The sequence below is a fragment of the Streptomyces sp. AC558_RSS880 genome (genome assembly GCF_019049255.1).
GTDB lineage: Bacteria > Actinomycetota > Actinomycetes > Streptomycetales > Streptomycetaceae > Streptomyces.
The window spans coordinates 1-7451 of sequence record NZ_JAGMUJ010000014.1 but is presented as its reverse complement, the minus strand read 5'-3'; the positions used below and the strand labels follow the sequence as shown (position 1 = coordinate 7451).

Here is a 7451-nt window from a genome sequence, read left to right as displayed (position 1 = left end):
TGGCCCGCGGCTACCTGGGACGGGCCGCACTCACCTCCGAACGGTTCGTCGCCGACCCGTACGGCACGGACGGCGAACGGATGTACCGCACCGGCGACGTGGTCCGCTGGACGGCGGACGGCCGGCTGGAGTTCGTCGGCCGCGCCGACAACCAGATCAAGCTGCGCGGCTACCGCATCGAACTCGGCGAGATCGAATCGGCGCTCCTCGCGCACGAGACGGTCGCCCACACCGCCGTCCTGGTCCGCGAGGACCAGCCGGGACTGCCGGCGCTCGTCGCGTACGTCGTCCCCGAGGACGGTCTGGCCGCCGACCCGAGCGAGCTGCGCACCCACGTCTCGGGTCTGCTTCCCTCGTACATGGTGCCCAGCGCCTTCGTCGCGCTCGACGCACTGCCCGTCACCGGCAACGGCAAACTCGACCGGCGGGCCCTGCCCGTGCCCGACTTCGGCGCGCTGCTGGGCACCCGCGACCCGAGCACCGAGCAGGAGACGATCCTCTGCGAGCTGTTCGCCGAGGTGCTGCGCCTGGAGGGGGTCGGCGTCGACGGCAACTTCTTCGGGCTGGGCGGTGACTCGATCCTCTCGCTCCAGCTGGTCAGCAAGGCCCACAAGGCCGGTCTGTTGCTCAGGACCCGGGACGTCTTCGACCACCAGACGCCCGCCGCGCTCGCCGCGGTGGCCGTCCCCGTCGCGGCGAAGGACCAGGAGCCGCCGGAGGCGGCGATCGGCGCGGTCCCGCTCACCCCGATCATGCACTGGCTGCGCGAACTCGGCGGCCCCGTCGACGGGTTCCAGCAGTCCATGCTGGTGCAGATCCCGGCGGGCGCTTCGGCGGAGGCGCTCAGCTCCGCGGTGCTCGCCCTGGTCGACCGGCACGACGTGCTGCGCGCCCGGCTCTCCCGCCCCGAGGGCGGCGCGTGGGAGCTGGAGGTACGGCCCAAGGGCACCGTCCGCGTCGAGGAGCTGTTCCGGCGGGTGGACGCGCGCGGCGCGGACGTCACCGCCGAGGCGAAGGCCGCGCAGGGGCGGCTCGACCCGGACGCCGGGGTGCTGTTCCAGGCGGTCTGGCTCGACGCGGGTCCCTCACAGGCCGGCCAACTCCTGCTGGTCGTGCACCACCTGGTGGTCGACGGCATCTCCTGGCGCATCCTGTTGCCGGAGCTGCCGCAGCTCTACCGGGCGGCCGCCGACGGCACGGACGCCGGGCTCGGCCCGGTCGGCACCTCCTTCCGGCGCTGGGCCGAGAACCTGGTGGCCGAGGCCGCGAAGCCCGAGCGGCTGGCGGAGCTGGAGCTGTGGCGGTCCATGCTCGGCACCGGGCGCCCACCGCTGGGCGCCCGCGCGCTGGACCCGGAGAAGGACAAGGCGGCCGGGGCCAGGAAACTCACGCTCACCCTGCCCGTCGGACGGACCGAGCCGCTGCTCACCAAGCTGCCCACGCTCTACCACGCCGGCATCAACGACGTGCTGCTCACCGCCTTCGCGCTGGCCGTGGTCGACTGGCGGCGCGGCAGGGGAGGCGACGGCAGCGTCGCCCTGGACCTGGAGGGCCACGGCCGCGAGGAGATCGCGGACGGCCTCGACGTCTCCCGTACGGTCGGCTGGTTCACCAGCATGTACCCGGTACGGCTCGACCCGAAGGTCCTGGACCGGGAGTGGGCCGAGGTGTGGGCCGGGGGGCCCGCGCTCGGCAAGGCCCTCAAGGAGGTCAAGGAGCAGCTGCGCGCGATCCCGGACAACGGCATCGGGTACGGGCTGCTGCGCCACCTCCACCCGGAGGCGGGCGTGGAGCTCGGCGACCTTCCCACGCCGCAGATCAGCTTCAACTACCTGGGGCGCATCGGCCTGTCGGACGGCACGGAGGGTGCGGCGGTCGAGGACTGGGCGGCGCGCTCCGACGTCGACCTGGGGGACGGACACGACCCCCGGATGCCGTTCGGCCACGCGCTGGAGCTGAACGCGGTCACCCAGGACCAGGCGGACGGGCCCCGGCTGTCGGCGACGTGGTCGTGGCCGCCGGAGCTGTTCACCGAGGACGAGGTGCGGGGGCTCGCGGAGGGGTGGTTCCGGGCGTTGTCCGCGCTGGCGGACCACGCCGAGGCGCCTGCGGTGGGCGGGTTCACACCGTCGGACCTGCCGCTGGTGAACCTCAGCCAGAGTGACCTGGACGCGCTGTCGGAGGACTGGGGCTTCTAGGACAGCGGCGCGCAGGGCGGGGCCGGGCGTGGGACGACCCACGGCCGGCCCCGCGGCGTTGTGGGGTGCGGACTCCCGGGGGGAGGGGGACTGCCGTCCGCGTGCCGGTGGTGGGATGCCCGCGCGGTTTTCTGTGCCCTGAGGCGCGGCGCGACTGCGGACCCGGAGTGTTTTCCGCGCCCCTTTCGGGGAGCTTCTCGGGTGCCGGCAGGTACACCTTTTCCGACTCGCGGGAAACCGCACGAGCAGCCGGCCGATCTCCAGGGGCATCATGCGCCATTCCGTACCGAATGGCGCATGTCGAAGGGCCGGAACGGCAGCGCGTCGCCTGCCGTTCCGGCCCTTTCGTCGGACGGGGTTACCTTGAGGTCTTGAGGGCCGGCTCCACCCGTGGCCCGGCCTCCGCGGACGCCTCCGCCGGGGTCCCGGACGGTACTTCCTCCGCCTGCCCCCGCGAGGCCCGCGGCTTCGCGAGCAGCCGGATCAGCGGGCGCTCCACCCAGATCGTGAGCAGCCACGCGAGCACGATGCTCACCGCCATGCTCACCGCTGACATCCCGACGAACTCCCATACGGAGTACAGGTGCTTCTCGCCGATCAGCTTGAAGAAGAACATGATGACGGGCCAGTGGATCAGGAAGAACGCGAAGCTGATGTTGCCGAGCCACTGCATCGGACGTGCGGCGAGCGCGGACTTGCGGTCTGCCATGTCCCACGCGGCGAGCCCGCCGAGGAAGAGGAAGATGGGCAGGGTCATGGCGGCGACCAGCCGGTACTCGCGAGGCAGCTCGTTGGCGACCAGGAAGCCGGCCACCAGGACCCCGTACAGGAAGAGGGGGCGGACCGGCCTGGGCCACATCCCGGACAGGACGATGCGGGCCAGCAGGATGCCGAGGAAGAACTCCGGTACGCGGGAGAGCGGGAACGTCTGGATGTAGTAGAAGGCGTCCATCGAGGAGGCCGGCGAGAGCGGGTGCATCATCGGGTCGGCCGGGACGACCGCCCTGACCACCGCGGTGATGGAGATGATCACGGCCATCAAGGCGCCCACGACCCACCACAGGAACTTCCGCGGGATCGTCTTGGCGATCCGGTGCAGCAGCGGGAAGGCCAGGTAGAACAGCGCGATGCAGGTGAGTGACCAGCTCGGCGCGTTCATGCTGCTGAAGATGTCCGGGTCGGACGACCAGGAGGCCAGCATGAAGAAGTTGAGGATCGCCGCCTCGGCGGAGACCGCCGGGTAGGCGAAGATCAGCATCGAGAGCCCGAAGGTCAGCCAGTGCAGTGGGATGACCCGGACGAAGCGCCGCCGGTAGAAGAGCGGGACGGAGTCGCCGTCGCGGGCGATCCAGGCCAGGATGAAGCCGCTCAGCATGAAGAACATGGTCAGACCGGCCTTGCCGATCCAGCCCGCGTACGTCTGGTAGTTCTCGTACGCCACCATCGAGGCGAGGGGGAAGCCCATGGCGATGTGGTTGGCGAACACCAGGAAAAGGGCCGGGAATCGCACGCCTGTGAGCGAATCCAGTTGTCGTCGTTTGACTCTCTGCGAGTCCATGTCTACCGATCCTTCTGAGGGGGGAAGAGTTGCTTCGGTATTTAATGGTTCCCGCACCGAGTGCCTGGTGCAATTAATTCAGAGGAATGTGCAGTAAGCTGTTGAAATGGTTTAACGGTCTTTTTTCCGGTTGGCAGTCACCAGAATGCGAGAGACCGGGCGGCCCCTGGGAGTCAGGGGGCGGCCCGGTCCTCGTTGTCGGATTGCTCCGTGTGCGTTACTTCTTCGACGCGGCCCTCTCGTAGGCACGGATGGTGAACGGCACCGCGACGGCCAGCAGGGCCAGCGACAGCACGACCGCCATCAGTACCGGGTGCTGCATCGGGAACGCCGCGTCGTCACCCATGGGCTCCGCGTTGCCGAACAGCAGCCGCGCCGCGAGGACGACGGAACTGACCGGGTTCCACTCGGAGATGGTCTGCATCCAGCCCGGCAGCCCGTCGAGCGGAATGAACGCGTTGGACAGGAACGCCAGCGGCATCACGATGATCGAGCCCAGCGCGTTCACCGCCTCGGCATTGGCCAGGGTGAGGCCGAGCAGGGCGCCGAGCCAGGAGGCGGCGAAGCCGAGCAGCAGCATGATGCCGAAGCCGCCGAGCATCTTGAGGGGACCCTCGTGCACCCGCCAGCCGATCATGTAGCCCGGCACGGCCATGATCGCGAAGCTCCACATCGTCAGGACCAGATCGTGCGTGGTCCGCCCGACGAGCACCGCGGAGCGCGACATCGGCAGCGAACGGAACCGGTCCATCAGGCCGTTGTCCAAGTCGCTGATGACGCCCAGCGCACTGAGGATCATGTTGCCCAGGACGACCTGGGCGAAGATCCCGGCCATGATGTACTCCTGGTACGTCTGGCCACCCGGCACCGACATGGCGCTGCCGAAGAGATAGCCGAAGACCAGGACGAACAGCACCGGCATCAGCGTGACGCTGAGCAGCTGCTGCGGGGTGCGGATCAGATGCCGCATGTGGCGCCCGATGAGCGCGGAGGAGTGGGTGATGGTCTCGGTCATGCCGCTTCTTCTCCCTTTGCGTGCCGCTCCCCGGCGGACTTCTGGTGCGCCGCGGTCGCCCCGACCAAGGCGCCGACGCTGTCACCGGGGCCGGCGTTGCCGTCGGTGCCCTCGGCCGCGGGCTCCTCGTCCTCGACCCGCTGCCCGGTGAGCGCGAGGAAGACGTCGTCCATGGAGGACCGGCGGATCGCGAAGTCCACGGGCGCCACGCCCGCGCCCTTGAGCTCGGCGGTGACCGACGCGAGGGTGTCCATGCCGCCGACCAGCGGGATGGACACCCGCTTGGCCTTCTCGTCGACCGACGGGGCCTCGGCGGACGCGCCGGTCATCGCCCCTACCACCGCCGGGAGTTCGGCCTCCGTCGCCACCGAAACCTCCAGGCGCTCGCCGCCGACCTTGCGCTTGAGCTCCTCGGGCGTGCCCTCGGCGATCAGACCGCCCTTGTTGATGACGGCGACGCGCTCGGCCAGCTGGTCGGCCTCCTCCAGGTACTGCGTGGTCAGCAGCACCGACACGCCCTGGGCCACCTGCTCCCTGACCATGCCCCACAGCAGCAGCCTGCTGGTGACGTCCAGACCGGTGGTCGGCTCGTCGAGGAAGAGCACGGTCGGGGTGGTGACCAGGCTCGCGGCGAGGTCGAGCCTGCGCCGCATACCGCCCGAGTACGTCTTGGCCTGCCGGTTCGCCGCGTGCGTGAGTTCGAACTGCTCCAGCAGCTCCTCGGCCCGGGCGTACGCCTTGCGCCGGCCGAGGCCCAGCAGCACACCGATCAGCCGCAGGTTCTCCCGGCCCGTGAGCAGCTCGTCGACCGCCGCGTACTGACCGGTCAGACCGATCCTGCGGCGGATCTCGCGCTTGTCCTTGGCGAGGTCGAACCCGGCGACGGTCACCTTCCCGCCGTCGTGCGGCAGCAGGGTGGCGAGGATGCGCACGATGGTCGTCTTGCCCGCGCCGTTGGGCCCGAGCAGACCGAGCACCTCGCCCTTGCCGACGGACAAGTCGATGCCGCTCAGCACCTCATGGTCCGCGTACCTCTTGCGGAGTCCTTCCGCAGAGATCGCTGTCTCCATATCCATTCACTCCCAGATCGATGGTTGGCCAAGCGTTTCGGGCATCGCTCCTCATACAAGGGGCGGCCGGCGAGCCGCCACAAGGGAGGAGTCAGCAAGCTGTCAGTCGAGCGACCGGAGCTTGTCGTGGATCAGGCGGCCGATCTCCGCGGCGGGGCCCGGCGACATCATGTCGTTGTGCGACGCGGCCATCGGGTGGACCTCGACTGCTCCGGTGACGAACGGGCGCCACTTCTCGACCATGCGTTCCAGGGCCGCGTCCCCGTGCTCCAGCGTCGACACGACGACCGTCATGCCGCCCTCGAGCTGCTTGGGCCGGAAGTCCGTGACGATCCGGTAGTTGTTCTCCATCACCTTGGCGAAGGCGTCGATGTGGCGCGGCTCCAGACTTCCGAGCGCGCTGTCGCGGCTGCTGACCATCTCCATCACCTGGCCGTACTCCAGGACCTCGTCCTCGGCGATCGAATCCACGTCGAAGCCCGCGACCAGCAACAACGCCCGGAAGACGATCTGCTCGGTGTACTCCTGGCGCCCTTCCAGCATGTACTCCTCGAAGGGGACCTGGTCCAGGTTGAAGAGCATCCCTATCTCCTCGCCCTGTTCCTGGAGCTGGGTGGCGATCTCGTACGCCGTCAGCGCGCCCATCGACCAGCCGATGAGGTGGTACGGGCCGTGCGGCTGCACCGAGCGGATCTGCTCGATGTAGTCGGCGGCCATCTCGGGCACGCTCTTCGCGAACTCGTCGCCCTCCCGGAAACCGCGCGCCTGGAGGCCGTAGACCGGGTACTCGGGGCGGATCTGCTTCAGGAACTCGCCATAGCCCCAAGCGAGTCCGCCTGTCGCGTGCACCGCGAACAGTGGCAGCTTCTCGCCACCCGCGCGCAGCGTCATCAGCGTCTCGAAGCCGTCGTCCGACGAGCGGGAGCCGAGGCTGTCGACGAGCCCGGCGACCGTCGGCGTCTCGAAGATCGCCCGGTTGCTGAGCTTGATGCCGAGCACCGAGCGGATCCGGCTCACCAGCTGGAGGGAGACGATGGAGTCGCCGCCCAGTTCGAAGAAGTTGCCGTCGATGCCGACCCGCTCCAGGCCCAGCGCCTCCGCGAACAGACCGCAGAGCATCTCCTCCCGCGGCGTGCGCGGGCCGCGGGAGCCCGCCAGCTCCCCGAGGTCGGGGTCCGGCAGCGCTTTGGTGTCGAGCTTGCCGTTGGGCGTCACCGGCAGCGCGTCCAGCCGTACGAAGGCCGAGGGCACCATGTACGAGGGCAGCGAGGCGGCCACATGGCGCCGCAGCTCCGCGGTGTCGGCCGCGTCACCGTCGGCCACCGTGTACGCCACCAGTGCCGGCTCGCCCGAGGGCTGGGTGCGCACCGTCACGACGGCTTGCCCCACCGTCTCGTGCGCGAGGAGCGCCGACTCGATCTCGCCGAGTTCGATGCGGTAGCCGCGCAGCTTGATCTGGTTGTCGGCGCGGCCCAGGTATGCGAGTTCGCCGTGCGGTGTCCAGCGGGCGATGTCGCCGGTGCGGTACATCCGTTCGCCGTCCGTGCCGTACGGGTCGGCGACGAACCGTTCGGAGGTGAGTGCGGCCCGTCCCAGGTAGCCGCGGGCCA

At 69.7% G+C, this 7451-nt stretch carries 5 protein-coding genes; 1 reads left to right on the top strand and 4 read right to left on the bottom strand.

What is annotated here, in order from left to right; genetic code table 11:
* The coding region (locus KUM38_RS06230) for a condensation domain-containing protein (RefSeq protein WP_217128254.1) at positions 1-2198 on the top strand (2198 nt) is incomplete at its 5' end.
* A 358-nt stretch (positions 2199-2556) separates the two neighbouring features.
* Here the strand turns inward: KUM38_RS06230 and KUM38_RS06225 are convergent.
* From KUM38_RS06225 to KUM38_RS06210, 4 genes are all read right to left on the bottom strand, one after another.
* The gene (locus tag KUM38_RS06225) at positions 2557-3756 is read right to left on the bottom strand and encodes an acyltransferase (protein ID WP_217128253.1); all 1200 of its coding nucleotides are present in this window, start codon (positions 3754-3756) and stop codon (positions 2557-2559) included.
* A 217-nt stretch (positions 3757-3973) separates the two neighbouring features.
* Positions 3974-4771, bottom strand: coding sequence for an ABC transporter permease (locus tag KUM38_RS06220; RefSeq protein WP_217128252.1), 798 nt, complete (start codon positions 4769-4771; stop codon positions 3974-3976).
* On the bottom strand, positions 4768-5841 hold the full coding sequence (locus KUM38_RS06215) for an ATP-binding cassette domain-containing protein (protein ID WP_217128251.1): 1074 nt from the start codon (positions 5839-5841) through the stop codon (positions 4768-4770). Before KUM38_RS06215 ends, KUM38_RS06220 begins: the two co-directional genes overlap by 4 nt.
* 102 nt (positions 5842-5943) lie before the next feature.
* Positions 5944-7451, bottom strand: a 1508-nt coding sequence (locus tag KUM38_RS06210; protein WP_217128250.1) for an alpha/beta fold hydrolase, incomplete at its 5' end; no start/stop codon positions are given.